At 68.0% G+C, this 19745-nt stretch carries 15 protein-coding genes; 12 read left to right on the top strand and 3 right to left on the bottom strand.

Features of this window, described 5'->3' with window-relative positions; genetic code table 11:
• The first annotated feature begins 7 nt into the window (after positions 1 to 7).
• The 7 genes from ABS78_RS06800 to ABS78_RS06830 all read left to right on the top strand — a co-directional run bounded on the left by ABS78_RS06800 (position 8) and on the right by ABS78_RS06830 (position 8096).
• On the top strand, positions 8 to 1096 hold the full coding sequence (locus tag ABS78_RS06800) for an acyl-CoA dehydrogenase family protein (RefSeq protein ID WP_293376361.1): 1089 nt from the start codon (positions 8 to 10) through the stop codon (positions 1094 to 1096).
• Between the two features lie 130 nt (positions 1097 to 1226).
• The gene (locus ABS78_RS06805) at positions 1227 to 2477 is read left to right on the top strand and encodes a MaoC family dehydratase N-terminal domain-containing protein (protein WP_293376362.1); all 1251 of its coding nucleotides are present in this window, start codon (positions 1227 to 1229) and stop codon (positions 2475 to 2477) included.
• A gap of 25 nt (positions 2478 to 2502) precedes the next feature.
• A complete protein-coding gene (locus ABS78_RS06810; RefSeq protein ID WP_293376363.1) occupies positions 2503 to 4017 on the top strand; it encodes a fatty acid--CoA ligase family protein in 1515 nt (504 codons plus the stop codon).
• 42 nt (positions 4018 to 4059) lie between these two features.
• The gene (locus ABS78_RS06815) at positions 4060 to 5208 is read left to right on the top strand and encodes an acyl-CoA dehydrogenase (RefSeq protein WP_293376850.1); all 1149 of its coding nucleotides are present in this window, start codon (positions 4060 to 4062) and stop codon (positions 5206 to 5208) included.
• Positions 5198 to 6418 (top strand): acyl-CoA dehydrogenase family protein, encoded by a 1221-nt coding sequence (locus tag ABS78_RS06820; RefSeq protein WP_293376364.1) that lies wholly within the window; start codon positions 5198 to 5200, stop codon positions 6416 to 6418. Before ABS78_RS06815 ends, ABS78_RS06820 begins: the two co-directional genes overlap by 11 nt.
• Before the next feature lie 133 nt (positions 6419 to 6551).
• Positions 6552 to 7175, top strand: a complete 624-nt coding sequence (locus ABS78_RS06825; RefSeq protein WP_293376365.1) for a TetR/AcrR family transcriptional regulator — start codon at positions 6552 to 6554, stop codon at positions 7173 to 7175.
• Positions 7176 to 7319: 144 nt separating this feature from the next.
• Positions 7320 to 8096 carry an enoyl-CoA hydratase/isomerase family protein gene (locus tag ABS78_RS06830; RefSeq protein ID WP_293376366.1) on the top strand — a complete coding sequence of 259 codons (777 nt, stop codon included), beginning with the start codon at positions 7320 to 7322 and terminating at the stop codon, positions 8094 to 8096.
• Positions 8097 to 8098: 2 nt separating this feature from the next.
• Here the strand turns inward: ABS78_RS06830 and ABS78_RS06835 are convergent, their stop codons facing one another.
• Genes ABS78_RS06835 through ABS78_RS06845 form a run of 3 tightly spaced genes read right to left on the bottom strand, consistent with a single transcriptional unit; the run spans position 8099 to position 11582 of the window.
• A complete protein-coding gene (locus ABS78_RS06835) occupies positions 8099 to 9232 on the bottom strand; it encodes a MaoC family dehydratase N-terminal domain-containing protein (protein ID WP_293376368.1) in 1134 nt (377 codons plus the stop codon).
• Positions 9229 to 10371, bottom strand: a complete 1143-nt coding sequence (locus ABS78_RS06840; RefSeq protein ID WP_293376370.1) for an acyl-CoA dehydrogenase family protein — start codon at positions 10369 to 10371, stop codon at positions 9229 to 9231. The genes ABS78_RS06835 and ABS78_RS06840 overlap by 4 nt, the downstream gene beginning before the upstream one ends.
• 20 nt (positions 10372 to 10391) lie before the next feature.
• Positions 10392 to 11582 carry an acyl-CoA dehydrogenase family protein gene (locus tag ABS78_RS06845; protein ID WP_293376372.1) on the bottom strand — a complete coding sequence of 397 codons (1191 nt, stop codon included), beginning with the start codon at positions 11580 to 11582 and terminating at the stop codon, positions 10392 to 10394.
• 249 nt (positions 11583 to 11831) lie between these two features.
• On the opposite strand from ABS78_RS06845, the gene ABS78_RS06850 reads away from it, so the two are divergent.
• From ABS78_RS06850 to ABS78_RS06870, 5 genes are all read left to right on the top strand, one after another.
• On the top strand, positions 11832 to 13493 hold the full coding sequence (locus ABS78_RS06850) for a class I adenylate-forming enzyme family protein (RefSeq protein WP_293376374.1): 1662 nt from the start codon (positions 11832 to 11834) through the stop codon (positions 13491 to 13493).
• 85 nt (positions 13494 to 13578) lie between these two features.
• Positions 13579 to 14604, top strand: a complete 1026-nt coding sequence (locus tag ABS78_RS06855) for a LysR family transcriptional regulator (protein WP_293376376.1) — start codon at positions 13579 to 13581, stop codon at positions 14602 to 14604.
• Between the two features lie 76 nt (positions 14605 to 14680).
• Complete coding sequence (locus ABS78_RS06860; protein WP_293376378.1) at positions 14681 to 16216, top strand: long-chain fatty acid--CoA ligase; 1536 nt, start codon at positions 14681 to 14683, stop codon at positions 16214 to 16216.
• Positions 16213 to 17466 carry a MaoC family dehydratase N-terminal domain-containing protein gene (locus ABS78_RS06865; protein ID WP_293376380.1) on the top strand — a complete coding sequence of 418 codons (1254 nt, stop codon included), beginning with the start codon at positions 16213 to 16215 and terminating at the stop codon, positions 17464 to 17466. Before ABS78_RS06860 ends, ABS78_RS06865 begins: the two co-directional genes overlap by 4 nt.
• Positions 17456 to 19741: an acyl-CoA dehydrogenase gene (locus ABS78_RS06870; RefSeq protein ID WP_293376382.1), complete on the top strand. Its 2286-nt coding sequence runs from the start codon at positions 17456 to 17458 to the stop codon at positions 19739 to 19741. Before ABS78_RS06865 ends, ABS78_RS06870 begins: the two co-directional genes overlap by 11 nt.
• Positions 19742 to 19745: the final 4 nt, after the last annotated feature.

Genomic DNA, 19745 nt, shown 5'->3' on the forward strand with positions numbered 1-19745 from the left:
GAAGAATGTGGATTTCGATCTGAGTGACACGCAGAAGGCGCTGTACTCATCGGTGCGGCGGTTTTTCGAAACAGAGGCTCCGCCGTCCCGGCTGCTGAAGATCTACGATCGGGACGAGGGATTGGACCGCGACCTCTGGCGCAAGTCGGCGGACCTGGGGCTTGCCGGCCTGATCGTGCCGGAGGAACACGGCGGGGCGGGCCTGGAGCTTCTCGACCTGGCCGTGGTCACGGACGCCATGGGCTATTGCGCGGCGCCTGGACCGTTGCTGGGTCATGCCCTGGTCGGGATGGCGTTGTCCCTGGGCGGCTCCGAAGAGCAGAAGGCGCGCTGGCTGCCCCGGTTGGCGAGCGGCGAGGTGGTGGCCAGCCTGGCGATCTCGGAACACGGCGAGCGCTGGCAGCCCGACCAATGGACGGCCGTGGCGACGGCCGGTCGGCTGACCGCCAGCAAGAAGAACGTGCTGTTCGCCGCGGACGCCGACCTCTTCCTGGTGGGCCTGGCGGGCGGCGGGCTGGCGCTGGTCGAGCAGGGCGCGCCTGGGCTGACGGTGCGGGAGGTCGACGGCATAGACCGGACCCGCCGTCTCGGCGCGCTCGGGTTCGTCGACACCCCTTGCGAACTGCTGCCCGAGGGGCTGGCAGTTGCCGAGCGGATCCGCGACGCCGCCCTGGTCCTGCTGGCCGCAGACGCCTACGGCGGCGCCCACCGTTCCGTCGAACTGATGACCAACTACGCCAATGAGCGGGTGCAGTTCGGCCGGACGATCGGCCACTTCCAGGGCGTGAAGCACCAGATCGCCGACGCCGCCGCGGAGGTGGAGCCAGCCCGGCAACTGGTCTGGTATGCGGCCTACACCTTCGATCATCGGCCGGACGAGGCGCCCCGCCTTGCGGCCCTGGCCAAGGCGCATCTCACCGACCGATACGTGAACACCACCCGTACGATGGTCCTGTTGCACGGCGGCATTGGCTACACCTGGGAATTCCACTGCCAGTTCTGGCTGAAGCGCGCGATGTTCGACCGGACGTTCCTCGGCTCGCCGTCGGTGCATCGCGAGCGCGCGGCGGCCATGGCCGACTGGCAAATCAATTAAGTTGCTTGACGACCAACCAATTTGTTCACAGTCTTAACGCGTCGGTCCGCGCGCGTCCCGAGCCAAGCCTGGTTCGCCGCTGGGCCGCGGGTCCGCCCGCAAACTGACGAGCTCGACAAGGGGAAACGCCATGAGTGACGCCGCAGCGCGCGACGAGGGAAAGCTCACCGACGCGTCGTTCGAGCGCGCTCGGCAGCGGCTGGGGATTCCCATTCGGCTTCCAAACCCACCCCACAACATGGAGATGACCTGGGACAACGCCCGGCGCTACGTCTTCGGTTATGGCGACGACAACCCGCTCTATTCCGATCCCGGATACGGCGAGCGCACCCGATGGAGCGGGCTGATCGGCGCGCCGAACATGGTCACCACCATGGGTGTCGACGCCGGCCCCAAGCCCACGCCGGAGCAGAAGGCGCTGATGAAGGGAGACCCCTGGGCGGGGCTGGGCTCGTACCAAGCGGTTATGGAATTCGAATGGTGGCGGCCCGTACGGCTGGGCGAGCGCCTCAAGAAGATGCGGGTGCCCGTCGGCGTGGTCGACAAACGCAGCTCCTTCGGGGGCCGCGCGGCCCACGTGACCAACGACATCCTCTACGCCACCGAGGACGACGAACTCGTCGCGGTGCAGCGCGGCACATGGATCAACGCCGAGCGGCATGCCTCGAGTGAACGCAAGAAGGAGCGCGAGACGGCCGAACCCTACACCGCCGAGCAATTGGCCGAGATCGACGCCTGCTACGAAGCGGAGACGCGGCGCGGCGCGGAGCCCCGCTACTTCGAAGACGTGCAGGTGGGCGACGTCCTGCCCACCAAGGTCAAAGGGCCGCTGCTGACAACCGACATCCTCCTGTGGCACCTGGGCTACGGGATGGGCATCACCCCGGTGGGCGCGTTCGGCATCTCCTACCGCGTCCGAAAGAAGGCCCCAGGGCTCTTTCCCGTGAACGATCTCAACATTCCCGACACGGTGCAGCGATTGCACTGGGAGCCGGAGCGCGCCCGCCAGCTGGGCCTGCCGACCTCCTACGACTACGGCGCGATGCGGGAGGCTTGGCTGACCCATATCGTCACCGATTGGATGGGCGATGAAGGCTGGCTGTGGAAGATCCGGTGCGAGCACCGCCGGTTCAACTTCATCGGTGACACCACCTGGATCACTGGCGAGGTCGTGGACAAGCGTCAGGAGGACGGCCGCAATGTCGTGCACGTCCAGCTGCAGTGCCGCAACCAGCGCGGCGTGACGACCTCGCCCGGTCACGCCGTCGTGCTACTCCCCTCCCGCGGGGCCCCTGTCGAGCTGCCCCCTCCGCCGGTGCGCACGATGGAAGAGATGGTCCGCTGGGACATCGAGCGGCTCGGGCGACAGGCCGACGACTGAGCAGGGCGAAGCGGAGGCTGACAAGATGGAGATATGGGAGGGCATCGCCCAGCTGCTGGAAACCGAGCCCCACGGCCCCGCCGTCCAGTACGAGGGCAGTTGGTGGACCTGGGACGACATGCGCAGGATCGGCGACCGCATGCGCGCCATCCTCGATGCCGCCGATGTGGGTGCAAGCGAAGGCGTTGGCCTGGTGCTGCGTCAGCGGCCGCATTCATTCGGCGCCTACCTCGGCGTGTTGGGCGGGCGCCGCTGCGCGGTGATGATCACTCCAATCCAGCCCGACCTGGCGATCTGCGCCGATGTGCGGGCTCTGCGCCTGCGCGCCGTCGTGGCGGACCGTCAGGACTGGCGACGCGACGGCTTTCGCGAGGCGGTCGCCGCGGCGGGCTCCATCGGAATCGAACTCACCGGCGATCGGACGGACCCAGTCCGGGTCGTCGAAGGCTTGGAGACCGTGGGCCCCGAGGCCCACTATCCACCGGCGCCCAATGTCGGCGCCGCCGTCCTGACCAGCGGGACGACCGGTCCGCCGAAACGGATTGCGGTGAGCTTCGACGAGTTCCGCGGGGAGTTCCCTGAGAACCTCTGGCAACGAACGCGGCGCGGAGTTGCGATCACCGCTGTCCCCCTGGTGAGCATCGGTGGCGCCACCAGCATGGTGCAGAGCGTCTGGCGCGGCCGGGCTATCGCCCTGATGGAACGCTTCGACATCTGGAAGTGGGCCGAGCTCGTCCTCGAGCACAAGCCGCGCCACCTCGGCGCGCCGCCCGCCGCGTTGCGCATGCTGCTCGACGCAAAGGTGCCCCCGGAATACCTCGCCAGCGGTGAGTTGTTCATCGCCGGCTCCGCGCCTGTCGACCTTGCCACCTCCGACGAGTTCGAGCGGGTCTATGGCGTCCTGGTCGTGCGCCGCTACGGCGCAACCGAATTCCTCGGCAACGCCATGGGCTTCGACCTCGACGCGTTGCACCTGGTGAAGGAGAAGCGCGGCAGCGTCGGCACGCCCAGACCGGGGATCAAGGCGCGCATCATCGACCCTGCCTCAGGGGATGAGCTGCCAGCCGGCGAAATCGGCGTCCTGCAGATCGACACGCCGCGCCGATCGGCGGACGCCCCGCCGGGCTGGATCACGACCAACGATCTCGCGAGGCGTGATGAGGACGGCTTCTACTGGATAGAGGGGCGCGCCGACGACGTGCTGATCCGAGGCGGCTTCAAGGTTTCCGCCGACGACGTCGGAGCTGTGCTGCGCGACCATCCGGCGGTCGCGGACGCCGCGGTCGTGGGGATCCCCGACCCGAGGCTCACGCAGGTCCCGATCGCCGCGGTGGTCCTAAAGCCTGCGCAGGCGACCTCTGCACAGGAACTGATGGATTGGGTCCGTGCGCGCAAGCCCGCCTACTATGTGCCAACCAAGGTGGTGTTCGTCGACGAGATCCCGCGCAACGCCATGCTGAAGGTCGTTCCAGGCCGCGTACGCGACCTGGTGAACGCTCTGGAAGCCGCGGAGATCCCCGTCGGCGCGCCGACGTCCTAGGCCGATTGGAGGCACGCGGGCTGACCGTCCTGCTTGAACAACATGCGATACACCTGGAGTGAAGAGCAGCGACTGCTGCGGGACACCGTCGAACGTTACGTCATCGAGAACCTCGGCTTCGCCGCGCGGCGGGACAAACCGCAGACGCCGCGCGCCGCCTGGCGGGACATGGCCAGCCTTGGCCTCCTGGGCGTAGCCTTCGACGAACGTTACGGCGGCGGAGGCGGCTCCCCCCTGGACACCGTGTTGGTCATGGAGGCCTTCGGGCGCGGACCCGTGGTGGAACCCTATGTCTCGACCGTCGTCCTGGGGGGCGGGGTGCTCCGGCATGCGGGGGACGAGGCGCTCAAGGCGGAGCTGATCCCGAAGCTGATCGCCGGCGACACCCTGTTCTCATTCGCCTACGCCGAGCCCAGATCGCGCTTCAACCTCGCCAATGTCGAGCTGCGGGCGCAGACCGTCGGCAACGGGTACGAGCTGAGCGGGCAGAAGATCGTCGTCTATGGCGGGCCCGAGGCGGACGTCTTGTTCGTGTCGGCGCGGACCGCCGGAGACACGCGCGATCGCGACGGGATTTCGCTGTTCATGGTTCCTGCCGACGCCGCTGGAGTGTCGCGTCAGGACTATCAGACCATGGACGGGCTCACCGCGTCGGAGATCGCCTTCGACAGGGTGCGCGTGCCGGCCGAAGCGATCGTCGGGGAGCCGGGCGGCGCGCTTCCGACAATCGAGCGGGTGATCGACGACGCCATCGTGGCGGTCTGCGCGGAGGCGGTGGGCGCGATGTCGGCCCTGAACGAACGCTGCGTCGAATACTGCAAAACCCGGGTGGCCTTCGGCCAGCCGATATCGAAGTTCCAGGTCGTGCAGCACCGCCTCGTGGACATGCACGTCGCCTACGAGCAGGTCGCCGCACTGACCCTGCGGGCCGCCCTTGCCCTGGATCAGGACCCGGTCTCGCGCGGACGTGCGGTGGCGGCGGCCAAGGTCCAGCTCGGCCAGGACGCCGTGTTCGTAGGAAAGAACGGCGTCCAGCTGCATGGGGCGATCGGCATGACCGAGGACCTCGACGTGGGCCATTTCTTCAAACGGATCACCATGATCAATTCGCTGTTCGGCCCCGTCGAACATCAGCTGCGCCGCTATCGCGAGCTGCGCGGCCACAACGAGGGCGCTGCACGTGGACATTGAACAGCTCGATCCGACGCCCGAGGACTACGCCTTCCGCGACGAGGTGCGGCGGTTCTACGACCAGAACCTGACGGATGAACACCGCCGCGCCGCACTGCTGACGACGTGGGCCCTGGCCGAGTTCGAGTATGGCCGCTCGTGGCAGAAAATCCTGTACGCACGCGGCTGGGGGGCTCCGAACTGGCCCGTTGAGTATGGCGGGGCCGGGTGGTCGCCAAAGCAGCGGCTGATCTGGGAGATGGAGTCGCAGCGCGCGCGGCCGCCTGAGATCATGCGGATGGGCAAGAACCTCGTCGCCCCTTGCATCATGACCTTCGGGACGGACGAGCAGAAGGCCTACTTCCTGCCGCGCATCATCTCGGGCGAGGACTGGTGGGCGCAGGGCTACTCCGAACCGGGAGCTGGGTCGGACCTGGCCAGCCTGCAACTCCAGGCGACGTCGGACGGCGACGACTACATCCTCAACGGGTCGAAAATTTGGACAACCTTCGCCCAGTTCGCGAACCGCATCTTCTGCCTGGTGCGGACCGCCAAGATGCAAAAGAAGCAGGAGGGCATCACCTTCCTGCTGATCGACATGGATTCGCCGGGGATCGAGCTGCGGCCGATCTACACGATCGCCGGCGAGCATGAGTTCAACCAGGTGTTCTTCACCGACGTCCGCGTGCCTAAGAGCCGCCGGCTCGGCGAGGAGAACGCCGGCTGGAGCGTGGCCCGCCATCTACTGCTCTACGAACACTCGGCAGGCCTGCTCCGGATGGTCACGGAACTGCGCTGGCGGGTGCGGTGGCTCAACGAGCTGGTCGGCCTGGAGGCGGACGGTTACGGCGGGTCGCTCCGGGACGATCCAGATTTCTCCCGGCGACTGTCGCTGCTGGAGATCGCGGTGGAGGCTGCCGACTTCGCGGCCGCGCAGCTGATCGCCGACGCCAAGCCCGGCGCGCCGCCCGATGCGACGGGAGAGCTGCTCAACATCCGCAACCGCGAGACGGCGCAAGCGCTCACCGAACTGGGCGCGGAAGCCGTCGGCTACTATGGGGCCCCCGACCAGCGCGGGGCCCGTAAGGTGGTCACCGACGTCCCCGTGGTGGGGCCGCCCCATGTCCTCCTGCCGATGCCGTTCTACCTGGCGCAGCGGGCCAACACGATCGCCGGCGGGACGCCGGAGATCCACCGCAACAACGTCGCCAAGCACCTATTGGGTCTCTGAGGGTCGCTTGGGAGGCGCGGCGCGCGCCTTCCCAGACTCATTGTAACCTGAAAGGATATGAATGCATCGGAAGGCGAGCATCCCGGCGGGGAAGCGTGCTCGCTGGGTCTCGTCAGCAAAGTTCGGCGGCGCAATGTCAGAAACCAGGATCCGGCGCCAGCGCACGCAGGAAGAGCGGAAGGCCGAGTCGGAACGCAAGATCATCCGGGCTGCGATCGACCTCTTCGCACGCCAAGGCTACATGCGCACGACAATCAACCAGGTGGGCAAGGCCGCCGGGTACACCGGCGGGCTGGTGAGCCACCGGTTCGGGTCGAAGGAGGCCCTGCTGAAGGCGGTCGTGCAGCGCATGTCGTCGCGCTACCTGCACGACCAGCTTCGCCCGACGATCGACCTGGACAGCGCCGAACGCTCCGTCGAGAAGCACATCGAGACGTTCTTCAAGGAACTCGCCACCCGAGAAAAGTCCATGCGGGCGCTCTACGTGATCATGGGGGAGGCCCTGGGCGCCGTGCCCGAGGTTCAGAAGGACATCGCCGAGCTCAACAAGGGGATCCGCGGCGAGCTCGAGGCGCTGATCGAGCGCGGCGTGAAGGCCGGCGCGTTCCGCAAGGACCTCGACGTCAAGTCCGCCGCGGTGCTCCTGCTGGCGGTGCTGAGAGGCGTGGCGATCCAGGTCCTTACCGACAAACAGGCCGTGGACATCGACGCCCTGCTGCCGCTGGTGCAGCGCCAGGTCCTGGCAAGCCTGAAATAGCCGTCGACCGATCCCGGCTTATCCGCCTTCGAGATAGATCGCGCCTACTGGCGACCTAGACCACCGTGTCGATCCGCGACACCGTCGCCGCTCACTTCAGCCTCCGCGGGCGGCTGCGGTCGACGAACGGGCGAGAGGGACGCAGTGGTCAGCGAATTCACACAGGTCATACTGCAGATCGACGGGCCGCGGGCGACGCTGCTGTTCAATCGCCCTGAACGGGTGAACGCCCTCACGCAGACGCTCATCAACGAGGCGCTGCGCGCCAGCGAGCACGTGGCCGGACTGAAGGATGTCCGGGTGCTGGTGGTGCAGGGCGTGGGCCGGGCATTCTCTTCGGGCGTGGACTACAAGGCCGCCGCGGATCCAGGCTACAGCAAAGAGGCGCTGTCGGGGGAGGCAAGGCGGCTACTCCACACCTGGCAGACGATGCCGCAGGTGACGATCGCCGCTGTCCGCGGCGCCTGCTACGCGGGCGGCCTGTCGCTGGCGGTGGGCCTCGACCTCCTGCTTTGCAGTGAGGACGCTCAGTTCTGCGACAACCACGCCACCCTGGGCCTGCACTCGACGTGGGGCATGACGCAACGGCTGCCGCGGCTGATCGGCGTGCAACGCGCCCGTGAGATGTCCTTCACGGCCCGCCGCGTGAGCGGCCGCGAGGCCCTGGACCTGGGTCTAGTGCTGGACGCCGTGCCGGTCGAAGAGCTGGACGCTCGGGTGGACGCGCTGGCCAACGCGATCATCGCCGTCAGCCCGGGCTCGGTCGCCGCCTACAAGGACCTGTACCGCCTGTCGCAGAATCTCAGCCTCGATGAGGGCGTGCTCCACGAGGCCACCGCCAGGTACCGCATCGAGGACCGCAAGGCCCGGCAGGCGACTACCTTCCGCGGGGCTGGCGGCCACGCGCCGAAGCCCACCTGAGCCTATTCGGCGCGGCGGGGAAGCCTCACTACGCCGGTCGCGGCCGCCGTCGCCTCGTCGAGCTGGTTTGTGGCCGTGAGCTCGATGGTCGCCGTGTCCGCGTCCACGGCTGTCACCGCGCCCCGGATCCAAGTCACGTCGCCCAGGATGTTCGGCTTCAGCAGCTTAACGTCCATGGACTGCAGAAAGCCGTCGTCGCCCGCCCAGTCCGTAAAGGCGTGTGAGAGCCAGCAGACCCGCGTGCCGCCCCAGTCGTAGCCGTCCGGCATGCCGCTGGCCCGCGCCAGGGCGCGGTCCCAGTGCGGGGCCTCGATAGTGTCCGGGACCCCGGTTTCGGGATGGACCATCCCCGAACCCGGCCGCTCGGCGAGATAGCGGGCTCCGATCCGATTGGAGAGGATCAACGGACAGCCCGCGCCCATGAGGAAGCCGATCAGGCCGGTGACGGTCAGGGGTCCCTTGAGTAGCGGGCCAACGGTATCACCGACCTTGACGTCCTCGACGAACCGCGGTTCGGCGCCCCTGCGCGCCGTTGTCTCCCACTCGTACTGCTCCAGGAAGCGCGCCCGGTCCGCGGCGGTGTAACGGGTCTCCGGCCGCTCCAGATAGGAGCCGCGGCTGCGGATCTGGTCGCGCTCGAAGCGGCGAATGAAGTGGTCGCAACTCGCGACGACCTCGCCCCCGTCGGCGATCATGTTGATGCGCTCGACCTGCGTGACCGACTGACCCCCGAAGCGGCTGGGCACCAGTATGACGTCCGCGAGTCCGCTTTCCCCGTAGATGGTCTCGCCTTCGAGCACCCGGCGGTTCCAGCGCCAGTTCTCCGCGGACCACACGCCCATGACGCCCGGCAGATACCGCTCGATGGCGATGGTCCCGCCGTGCAGACGGGGACCGCGCAAGTGGCTGTAGAGGTAGCATGGCGGCGTGACAAAGCGGCCGTCGACGCGCCTGGCCTCGTCCCACCACAGGGGATTGTCGTCGCCGATCCCGAGCGCGAAATGCTCGATGCTGTCGCGGGTCACCGTGCGGTTCCAGCCCGGCACCCGGTGCATTATCCCGATTTCGGCACGCATCTGGGCGATCCCCGCCGCAGTGATCTTGCCGTGCTCCCAATCGACCTCGGTCGTGCTCACTGGCGTTGCGCCTCAATCAGGGGTGAACGGGCTTCGAAGCGGCCGAAATGGTGTGCGAGATCGCCGTAGGTCTTCTCGATCACCAGTAGCCGCCGATAGTAGTGGCCGACGGGATATTCCTCGGTCATGCCGATGCCGCCGTGCAGCTGGATGCCCTGGGCGCCGACCTCGAGGCCGGCCTGGCAGACGCGGATCTTCGCCGCCGACACCCCCTTTTGCCGCTCGTCGGCGGGCAGCGTGAGGCTCTGCAGGCCCTTGTAGATCATCGCCCGGGCGTACTCGCATTCCACGTGCATCTCGGCCATGCGGTGCTGCAGCGCCTGGAAGGACCCGAGCGTCTTGCCGAATTGCTTGCGGGTCCGCAGATGAACCGCGGTGAGCTCGATGACCGCCTCCATGCATCCCACTGCCTCGGCGCACAGCGCGACGGTGGCGCGGTCGAGGGCTTCATCCAGGATCGCCGCGGCCGACATCGGCCCGCCCGCCAGGTCCACCGCCGCGGTCCGGTCGAAGCTGAGGTCGGCGACCTCACAGCCATCGACTGTCGAGTAGGTCCGGCGGGCGCAGCTGTCGCCGTGCATGGTGACAAGGTAGAGGCCGAGATCGCCCGGGTTGCCCTCTGGCGGCACGGCCGCCACGATGACCATGTCGGCCTCGCCGCCCCCGCGGACCAGGATCTTCCGGCCCGTCAGCTCCGTGCAGCCTTCCGACGTCAGGCCGGCCACCACGCCTCCGGCCGCGCCCGCGTAACGCGCTCCGGGCTCGAGCACGGCGACGGCGATGACGATCTCGCCAGCGCCGAGGCCGCGGAGAAGGTCGTCCCGCAGCTGCGTCGAGGGCATGGCTTGCAGAAGGCTTCCGGCGAGCACGATGCTGTCGACGAAAGGCTCCAAGGCGAGCACGCGGCCGAGCTCCTCGCACAGGAGCGCGATCTCCACCGGACCCGCGCCGCTGCCGCCCAACTCCTCGTCCAGCGACATGGCCAGCCAGCCCATATTGGCGAACTGGGTCCAGAGCTCGCCGCCCATCCCGCGGTCGCCGAGGCGCTGGCGTCGGACGTCGAAGCTGTACTGCTCGCGCAGGAAGCGCCGCGCGCTGTCCCGCAGCAGCAACTGTTCTTCGGTCAGGCTCAGGTTCATGCGGCGGGGCTCCTGGACCGTCACAGGCCGAACATCTGCTTGGCGACGATGCCGCGCTGCACTTCGTAGGCGCCGCCTGCGATGGTCAGCGCCCGGCGGTAGAGGTGGGTGGTCATGGCGCCTGGCGCGTCCGGGTCGGCGAAGCCGTAGTTGTGGTCGGCGTTGTGCGGATAGCCCTCGTCGGAGAACTGCGGCAGGGCCTCAGGGCCGAGGAGGTCGACGACGAGCTCGGCCACCCGCTGGGCCAGGGCCGAGCCGCGCAGCTTCAGCGCCGAGGCTCCGGCCATCTCCCGGGCGTCGGCCGTGAGCACCCTGAGGACCGCCCACTCCAGGGCGATGGTGTCCACCTCGAGCTGGGCGAGGCGTCGCCGGAACTGCGTGACGGCCGTCGGATCGAGACCTGGCGCGAGCCTGACCAGCAGCCGGCGGGCCCGCCGTAGACCGGCCTTCATGCGGTCGAGCCCGGCGGCGGACGTCCGCTCGTTGGTCAGCACGAACTTGGCGTAGCTCCAGGCCTGGCCTTCCTCTCCGACCCGCCGGTCGGCGGGGACCACCACGTCGTCGAAGAACACCTCGTTGAGGTGATGCTCTCCGTCGATCGACCAGATCGGGCGCACCGTGATCCCCGGCGACTTCATGTCGACGAGCAGGAACGAGAGGCCGTTCTGCCGCTTCTCCTCGGCCGACGTCCGCGCCAGGCAGAACATGAAGTCGGCGTGGTGCGCCTCGGTCGTCCAGATCTTTCCGCCGTTGAGCACATAGGCGTCGCCATGCGGCTCGGCCCGGGTCTGCAAGGACGCCAGGTCGGAGCCGGCGTTCGGCTCGGAGAAGCCCTGGCACCAGAACTCCGCCCCGGCGAGGATCGGCGGCAGGAAGCGCGCCCGCTGCTCGGGCGTTCCAAAGGTGTAGATCAGCGGGCCGGCAAGGTTGCGGCCAAAGCTCAGGATCGTGGGCGCGTCGGCGGCGCCGAACTCCTCATCGAACAGGTAGCGTTGGATCGGCGTCAGGCCCAGGCCGCCGTGCTCCCGGGGCCACTCGGGCGCCACCCAACCCTTGCGTCCCAGGATCTGCGTCCACCGGCGATGGTCGTCGTCGCGGATGTGGAACCCCTGGCGGTGCCGTTCCCGCAGCTCGGCCGGCAACTCGGCGCGCAGGAATTCACGCACCTCGTCGCGAAACCTGCAATCATCCTGAGAAAGGGAGAAATCCATTCCGTCCGCCTGCGGGGAAGCATGATCGAGGCTGCCGCGCCGGGCGCAGGCCACGGCATTACGCTGGCGGGGCAGGGGGCAAGCATCAAGCCCGCTCTCGGCGCCATTCTGATCACTCGCGCATAAGTCGACCGAAATCCGGCCATTAGCCGGGCGGCAATCGGCTTTTGCCGGATTCTTTCGTCCGTTAGCATCCAGGCACGCCGCCGCGCGATCGTCGGGCGGCAGCCTCGGAGCAGAAGTAGTCGAATGTCGGACCCAGGCAACGAACGGGAGTACTGGTCGCGGCCTCCGCCCTTCACGGCCACGCTGCCCAACATGTTCCGCCGGACGCTCGAGCAGCACGCGGGCAAGGTCGCCTTCGTCCAGGGGGAACGCAGGCTGACTTATGCGGAGATCGACACCCGCGCGACCGGCCTTGCGAAGTCGCTCCTGGCTGCAGGCGTAGGCAAGGGCGCGAGGGTCGGGATCCTGCTCCCCAATTCACCGGAGTGGCTGATCGCGTTCATGGCGGTGACCCGGATCGGCGCCCTGGCGGTGCTGATCTCCACCATGTACCAGCGCCGGGAGCTGGAATGGCTGCTGCGCAACGCCGACGTGGCGGTGTTGCTGATGGCCGACCGCTATCTCAATCACGACTACGTCGCGCGACTCGAGGAGATCGCGCCGGAACTGAAGGGCCAACTTGCAAGCGAGCGGCTCGCCACGCCGGCGTTGCCCCACCTGCGCAGGGTCTATGTCTACGGGGATACGGCGCCACGCTGGGCGGCGCCGGCCGAAGCGGACGCGGAGGCGTCGAGAATCAGCGATGAGTTGCTTCGCAACGTCGAGGACAGCGTCACGCCCGCCGACCTCTCGCTCGTGATGTACACCTCAGGCAGCACATCCGATCCGAAGGGGGTGCTGCACACCCACGGCTCGACCGTGAACCGGCTCTACAGCGTTCGCGGCTGGCTCAGGCCCACTTCCGACGACCGCAACCTGATCGTCGGGCCGTTCTTCTGGGCGGGCCGCTTCAACGCCCTGCTGCAAACTGTCGGCACGGGCGCGACGGCCATCTGTCCCGCGACGCCGAAGCTCGACGACACAGTGGCCACCTTCCTCAGGGAGCGGCCGACGCGCGTCGCGGCGCAGGACGTCCTCATGCGCGAGATCCGCCAGCATCCGAGCATCGCCGAAGGCGGGCTGGATCCGGAGTTGGCCCGGGTGCTCGAGCGGTTCGACGAAAATGGCGAGATTTGTCCGCCGGAACGCAAGAACAGTGGCCTGGGGATGACCGAGACGGCCGGTCAGCACAGCTTCGAGGTGGGCGGGGTGCTGCCCGCCGCGAAGGCCGGGGCTTGCGGTCGGGCGGCCGCGGATTTCGAACGGCGGATCATCGATCCGGCTACCGGCGCGGTGCTGGGCCCCAACGAGGTCGGAGAGCTGTGCGTGCGCAGCCCCAACATGATGGTCGGCATGTACAACAAGGAGCGCTGGGAGGTCTTCGAGCCGGACGGCTTCTACCGCACCGGCGACCTGTGCCGGATCGACGACGACGGCTTTCTCTATTTCGTCGGCCGCAACAACGAGATGATCAAGACCTCGGGGGCCAACGTCTCGCCCACCGAAGTCGAGAAGGTCATCGAGGCGCTGCCTGAAGTGCAGGAGGTCGGCGTCTTCTCGCTGCCCGGCGAAGGCCACGACCAGAAGGTCGCCGCGGTGGTCGTCCTGAACTCTGGTCAGACACTGGACGCAGACGCTATCCGCGGGCGCATCCGCACGGAACTGGCCGCCTTCAAGATCCCCAAGGTGATCCATTTCCGGCGTTTCGAGGACCTTCCGCGAACCGGCAGCGGCAAGCTTCACAAGCAGCGTTTTCGTGCTGAGTTGCTGGCCGCGGCCGCGGCTGAGACCACGGCCGACGCCTAGGAAATATTGACTTTGCTGGGGCCCAGTCGTGATAGTCCCATCAAATGTCATGGTGTGAGCGAGCGATCCGTCTCGTTAGAATGAGATGATCCTGGACAACCGAGCCGTGCTCGCGTTCCTCTCGTTGTCCCGTACGCTGTCGTTCACCAAGACGGCGGTCGAGCTCAGCCTGACCCAGCCGCGGCTCTCCTACATCATACGCCGGTTCGAATCCGAACTCGGCTTCGACCTGTTCATCCGCACCACCCGCAGAGTGGAGCTGACAGCGGCCGGCGAGCAGTTCCGCGAGGTGGCCTTGAAGGTCGAAGCCTCGCTGCAGGAGGCCGACGCGCTGGTGCGGCAAATGCGGGGCGAGAGCCGGGTCCGGCTGCGGGTGGCGGCTCCGATCTATACGAACCGCGTCGCGGTGCGGCTGCAGATCCTAGGGGAGTTCACGGCCAAGCATCCCCGCGTCGTGCTGGAGGTCTCCTACGGGAGCACACGGGAAAAGCTGAACGAACTGCGGCGAGGCGACGTCGACGTGGTGTTCGCCACCGACCCGCCGCCGTTGGCCGGCCTGGAGTCCATGGTGGTGGCTCGTTCCACCACCTGCGTCGTGATGCCCCCGAACCATCGCCTTGCGATGATGGAGACCGTGCCGATCGAGGCCCTCAAGGGCGAGGTGCTGGTCTGCATGCAGCGAGCCAATCTCGGAAAGGCGTACTTCGAACGGCAATACGGGCCGGCGTTGCGGGCTGGAGCCGAGCTGCTCGAGGCGCCGGAATCCGATCCGTACGCGCAGATGCATTTCACCAACGCGCGCGGCGCCGTGCTGATGTCGTACCGCTGGCAGAAAGGCATGGACCGCGCGGTGGGCGACATGGTCACCCGGCCGTTGGTCGGCGGGCCGCCGGGATGCGAACTGCACCTGGTGCGGCGCAGCACGCTGCACAGCCTCGCGCTGGAATGGTTCTGGGCGGTCGGGCGCGCCTACGAGCTTCAACCGCTCCCAGAAGCTGCGACGGGCGAGGCAGCCTCGGCGGACGGCCAATTGCGCGCCGGATCTGGGCGGCGCCGCGAAGCTCTACAGTTAGGTGGCACGCCCGGCCGACCCATAGTGAAACGCGGATAAATCCCCGGAAACCCGGATTGGATCGCAGGCGCCTTACCATCTAGCTTCGGGTTACGGTTCCCGGGTCAGGATCACGATGGTCACGCTGCAAGACCGCTTCAAGGGCATGCTCGCCGTCGATCCGCAGGCGCCGGCGATCGAATTCCGCGGCTCGTGGCTCAGCTGGGGCGACCTCGCCGACGTCGCCAAGGGAATCAACGAGGCGCTGCAGGATATCGGCGTTCCCACCAGCCAGGCGGTCGGCTGCGCCATCCGAAATTCGGGCGAGCACGCGGCGGCGATCATCGCTTTCCTGGCCGGCGACCACAGCCTGCTCACCATCAACCCGCTGTTCCCGGACGAGACCCTGGCCGCCGATCTCGCGAAGCTGCGGCCGGCGGTCGTGATCGCCGACGGCCAGGACTGGGACCGCGCGGGCTTCAAGGCGGCGGTGGGGGCCATCGGCGCCGCCGGTCTGGAGCTCACGCACGACCGCGCGCAACCAATTCGCTCTGTACCCGGCCTGGAGAGGCCTACCTCAGGCGACCGGTTTGAGGGCGACCCGGACGTCGCCATCTACATGCTCACCTCGGGAACTACCGGTGCCCCGAAGCGGGTCGCCATCGGGCGGGCCCGCATCCTCGCCAACATCAAGGGCGCGTTGCGCTACCAGAAGAACCCCGCCGCGATCACCGATCCGCCGGCGCTGCGCTCCGCGGCGGTGATCGTCGACAACCCCCTGGTCCACATGTCGGGCATATGGGGCCTGCTGAACGCGATCGCCGGCGGATTCCGCGTCTGCCTGCTTGAGAAGTTCAACGTGGACGAGTGGCGCTCGGCCGTCGCGCGGCACAGGCCGAAGATCGCCAACCTGACGCCCAGCAGCCTGCGCATGGTGCTTGACGCAGGGGTAACCCGAGAGGAGCTGTCGAGCCTGACAGCGCTGAAATCCGGGACGGCGGCGCTCAGCCCCGACCTTATCGACGAGGCCCTCGATCGCTGGGGCGTGCCCGTCCTGCAGACCTACGGGGCCACGGAATTCACCAATGTCGCCGGCTGGTCCGTCGGCGAGTTCCGCGAGCACTATGCGACGCACAAGGGCGCGGTCGGGATCGTGAACCCCGACTATGAAGCCCGCATCGTAGATGCCCAGTCCGGCGAGCCTGTTCCCTTCGGAACCGAGGGTGTGCTGGAGCTGCGTGGCGCCCATGTCGCCGGCGACCAGTGGCTGCGGACCACCGACCGTGCCGTTCTCGACGCGGATCGGTTCCTGTGGATCAAGGGCCGCGTCGACAACGTCATCATCCGCGGCGGCTTCAAAGTGCATGGCGAGGATGTGCAGCGCACGCTGGAGCAACATCCGTCCGTGCGGGAAGCCTGCGTCGTGGGGGTGCCCGACGAGCGGCTGGGCAACGTTCCTGTGGCGGCCGTCGTGTTGCAGGCGGGCGCTGACCTCACGGAAGAGGGGCTGAAGGCCTGGGCCCGCGAGCAACTCCTTCCCTATCAGGTGCCCACGGCGTTCCGGTTCGTCGCCGACCTGCCCCGAACCCAGAGCATGAAACCGATGCTGCCGGCGGTGCGCGAGCTGTTCGCCGCCCCCCGCGCCACACAATCCGAGGACAGCTCAAGATGAGCACTGAAGTCACCGACCGCGTCGAAGAGGCCACCAGCGCGACCTTCCGGGACGAAGACGTCGAGCTGACACGCTCCCTTATCGGCAAGGAGTTCGCAAGCCCTGCGCGGGAGCAGTGGACGGAAGCGTCCCATGACACCATGCGCGCGTATTCCCGCGCGGCAGGGGACGACAATCCGCTCTTCTGCGACCGTGAGTACGGCAAACGCACGAGATGGAGCGGGCAGATCGCTGCTCCGTTCATGGTGCGCGCGATAAACAATCCCCTGCGCGGAGAAAAGCCGCCCCGGCAGGCCTCCTTCCGCGGCATTCACCAGTTCGTGTCGGGCCAGACGATCGACTGGTACCTGCCGATCCGCGAGGGTGACAAACTCTTCAAGTTCGGCGGCATCGAGGGCCTGACCCCGAAGGAGTCGAGCTTCGCGGGCCGGTCGCTGATCAAGGTCGACCGGTGGACGCACATCAACCAGAGAGGCGAGGTCGTGGCGGTTTCGCGCCCGTTGATGGTGATGACCGAGCGCAAGGCTGCGCGGGAACGCAAGAAGCTGGCCGACCTAGAGCTGGCCAACTACTCGCCGGAGGACATCGCCCGCCACGACGCCATCTACGCCGCAGAGCAGCCGCGCTATGGCGAGCCGCGCTACTGGGAGGACGTCGAGGTCGGGGACCGCATCGGCCCGGCCGGCGGCGGGCCGCTCACCATGACCGACATCATCTTCTGGCACGCCGGCGGCGTCGGCTTCCGGTTCAATCCGGGGTCCGGTCGCATGGCCTACAAGAACCGCCAACGCATGCCGGCCTTCTATGTGCCCAACGACCAGGGCGTTCCCGACATCGCCCAGCGCGTGCACTGGGACAGCAGCTGGGCCCGGGCCATCGGCGCCCCGAGCGCCTACGACTACTCGGTCATGCGCGAGGCCTGGCTGGCCCACGTGCTGACCGACTGGATGGGCGACGACGGCTGGATGTGCCACATGCATGCTGAGGTTCGAAAGTTCAACTATATCGGCGACCTGCACGTCTTCACCGGGCAGGTGATGAAGAAGCGCCACGAGGACGGTCGCGCGATCGTCGACGTCCGCGTGGCGGGCGTGAACCAGCGCGGCGAGGAGTCCTGTCACGCCGTGGCGGCAATTGCTCTGCCCAGTCGCGACCATGGGCCGGTGCAGCTGCCGCAGCCGCCCGCGGACCTGGCCCGCCGGGCTCTCGAGTTCATGATCGAGCACAATCGTCGCACGCATGGGGAGTGACCCGCGCGTCGAGACCTGGGCGGACCCGGCGGCTACGGATGATCTGCGAGACATCGTTCGCGTCCTTGAAAAGCTGACGCCAGATCGCAGCGCCGCGCGGCGAGCCGCGGAGGGCGGAGCTGCTGTCGACCGGGCGCTTTGGGACAAGTTGGCCAAGCTGGGCCTGCTCTGCGGCGTCCTGCCGGAAGGGCTCGGCGGCGCCGACGCAGGGCTGGCGACGGAGGCCGCGGTGGCCGAGGCGCTGGCGGGGAAAGTGGCGCCCATTCCGCTCATCTCCGTGTTCCTCGCCACGCACATCTTCGCGGCGGGCGAGGGGGAGGCGGCTCAGGCTCTGGCGCGGACCCTAGCGTCCGGCGCGTGCATCGTCGGGGCGGCGCTTTCAGCCGAACGCGGCGTCGACGTCGGCCTGTCGCTCGTCGAGGCGGGGAGCAACCATCGCATCAGCGGCGTCATCCCCGATGTGATGGACGGCGCGGCGCTCGACATCGTGCTCGTGCCGGTGGCTGGGAGATGGTGGGCGATCGATACCGGGGCGGACGGCGTTGAGCGGCTGGAGTTGAGCGGACTTGATCCCACCCGTCGGATGGCCAGCCTGTCGCTGCGCGACGCCGCATGTGTCGCCGTCTCGAGCGCGGATCCGGAGGCAATCCTCAGCGTGGCCTGGACGCTGCTCGCCGCGGAGGCGGTCGGCGTCGCGAGGGCCGCGCTCGACCTTACGTCGCGATACTGCCTGGATCGTCGCCAGTTCGGTGAGCAAATCGGGCGGTTCCAGGCCATCAAGCATAAGCTCGCCGATGCGCTGGTGGACGTGGAGAACGCCCGCTCCGCCCTGGAGGGCGCCCTGCGTTCGGTGCGCGACGACTTCCCCGACCCGCGCGCCTCCCGCGTGGCCAAGATCGTCGCGACGAGCGCCGCCGCCCGGGTCGTGTCGGAAGCCGTGCAGATCCACGGCGCCATCGGCAACACCTGGGACCACGACCTTCACCTGCTGCTTCGGCGGGCCAAGTCCGTGCAGCTGATGCTGGGCTCCGGGGACAGGCACCTGGACGTCCTCGGCGCCGAGCTCACCCAGCCTTCCGAAGCCGGGCTGCGACGGGCCCCGGAGGGCCCCGGCAGCGAGCTCTCGCTGGACGAGCGCGACCGGGACTTCATCGAAGAGCTGCGCGACTGGCTGGACGCGCATGCGACGGGCGAGCGACTGGGCGAGCTGAGAAGCCGCGCCATACCGGCGCTGAGGGAGTGGCAGGCCACGATGGCGGATGCCGGCTGGGCAGGCATCCACTGGCCGCTGGAATACGGGGGACGCTCGGCGAGCTTCCTGCAGCAGGTGCTCTATCACTCCGAGCTGGCCCGGCGCGGGTTGCCGCCGCTGGTCGGCAACCGCGGTCTCAGCCTGGTCGGGCCGACCCTGATCGCGCATGGCGCTCCGGAGCAGAGGGACCGCTTCCTGGCCGCGTCGCGGCGGGCGGACATCCTCTGGGCCAGCGGGCTTTCAGAGCCGGGAGCCGGCTCCGACCTGGCTTCGCTGCAGACCCGCGCCGTCGTCGACGGCGACACCCTGGTCGTGACCGGGCAGAAGACGTGGACGTCCGGGGCGCATTACTCGGAGTGGATGTACACGCTCGTGCGTACGGGGGCTTCGATCCCGAAGCACGCTGGCATCAGTTGCGTCCTTATCCCGCTCGCTGCGCCTGGCGTCACCGTCTGCCCGATCCGCCGCATGAACGGGGAGGCCGGCTTCAACGAGGTGTTCCTCGACGAGGTGCGCATACCCACCGGCAACATGGTGGGTGAGCTGGATCAGGGCTGGAAGGTCGCGAAGACGTCGCTGGCGCACGAACACTCCACCGTATTCCTGGGCGCCCAGTTCCGTCAGAGCTTGCTCGTCGAGCGCACCATCGCGCAGCTGGGCCGACGCGAAGCTGCGTACGGCGTCGACCACGGTCTGCGGCGAAGGGCGGCCCAGGCCTGGATCAACACCCAGCTGCTGCGCCTGCATGGCCTGCGAAACATGGTCAGGATCCTGGATAGCGGCCAGCCGGGCGCCGAGGGATCGGTGCTGAAACTGTTCGGCCAGGAGGAGGAGAAGCGCCTCTATGAACTCGCCCTGGACGTCCACGGAGTCGAGGGCCTCACCGCCGGGCGGCCCGGCAAAGCCTACCTGGGGTCGCGCGCCGCCACCGTCGGGGGCGGGACGAGCGAGATCCACCGCAACAAGATCGCGGAACGTGTCCTAGGCATGCCGCGCGATCCATGGGCCGACGATTGGGCGTGAAGGA

The organism is Phenylobacterium sp. SCN 70-31, from assembly GCF_001724605.1.
Lineage (GTDB): Bacteria > Pseudomonadota > Alphaproteobacteria > Caulobacterales > Caulobacteraceae > Phenylobacterium.

Excerpts from the sequence above, each read along its gene's own strand:
- ABS78_RS06805 (WP_293376362.1), top strand. The coding sequence starts at position 1,227 with ATGAGTGACGCCGCAGCGCGCGACGAGGGAAAGCTCACCGACGCGTCG.
- ABS78_RS06810 (WP_293376363.1), top strand. The coding sequence starts at position 2,503 with ATGGAGATATGGGAGGGCATCGCCCAGCTGCTGGAAACCGAGCCCCAC.
- ABS78_RS06815 (WP_293376850.1), top strand. The coding sequence starts at position 4,060 with ATGCGATACACCTGGAGTGAAGAGCAGCGACTGCTGCGGGACACCGTC.
- ABS78_RS06825 (WP_293376365.1), top strand. The coding sequence starts at position 6,552 with ATGTCAGAAACCAGGATCCGGCGCCAGCGCACGCAGGAAGAGCGGAAG.
- ABS78_RS06840 (WP_293376370.1), bottom strand. The coding sequence starts at position 10,371 with ATGAACCTGAGCCTGACCGAAGAACAGTTGCTGCTGCGGGACAGCGCG.
- ABS78_RS06845 (WP_293376372.1), bottom strand. The coding sequence starts at position 11,582 with ATGGATTTCTCCCTTTCTCAGGATGATTGCAGGTTTCGCGACGAGGTG.
- ABS78_RS06850 (WP_293376374.1), top strand. The coding sequence starts at position 11,832 with ATGTCGGACCCAGGCAACGAACGGGAGTACTGGTCGCGGCCTCCGCCC.
- ABS78_RS06855 (WP_293376376.1), top strand. The coding sequence starts at position 13,579 with ATGATCCTGGACAACCGAGCCGTGCTCGCGTTCCTCTCGTTGTCCCGT.
- ABS78_RS06860 (WP_293376378.1), top strand. The coding sequence starts at position 14,681 with ATGGTCACGCTGCAAGACCGCTTCAAGGGCATGCTCGCCGTCGATCCG.
- ABS78_RS06865 (WP_293376380.1), top strand. The coding sequence starts at position 16,213 with ATGAGCACTGAAGTCACCGACCGCGTCGAAGAGGCCACCAGCGCGACC.
- ABS78_RS06870 (WP_293376382.1), top strand. The coding sequence starts at position 17,456 with ATGGGGAGTGACCCGCGCGTCGAGACCTGGGCGGACCCGGCGGCTACG.